We start from the raw sequence: 252 nt of genomic DNA, 5'->3' as shown, positions 1-252 counted from the left end.
AAGGCCTATGTGGACAGCGTGGCCGATGACGATATTACGGGAGTGAGCTTCGATGGCGGGACCAACGAGGTAACGGTAAGCGAGGGCGGCACGAGCTTTTCCGCGGACCTGTCCTCTTTGGACGATAGCGCCGGAGTAGCGGCCAATGCCGCGGACATTGCCAACAATACCACGGCGATCGGTAACAATGCCACGGATATTTCGAACAACGCTACCAATATCTCCAACAATACTACGGCTATTGGTAACAAT

The 252-nt window shown here is 54.4% G+C and carries 1 protein-coding gene; it reads left to right on the top strand.

Annotation, left to right across the window (positions count from 1 at the left end; all coding sequences use genetic code 11):
- Window positions 1-252 (top strand): hypothetical protein (locus AB9K32_RS00080; RefSeq protein ID WP_369884005.1); only part of this gene is annotated, 252 nt, incomplete at both ends.

Source organism: Allomuricauda sp. XS_ASV26 (assembly GCF_041224615.1).
In the GTDB taxonomy this organism is placed as follows: domain Bacteria; phylum Bacteroidota; class Bacteroidia; order Flavobacteriales; family Flavobacteriaceae; genus Flagellimonas; species Flagellimonas alginolytica.
The sequence above is the reverse complement of the archived record's forward strand: the minus strand, read 5'-3'. Positions and strand labels throughout refer to the sequence as shown.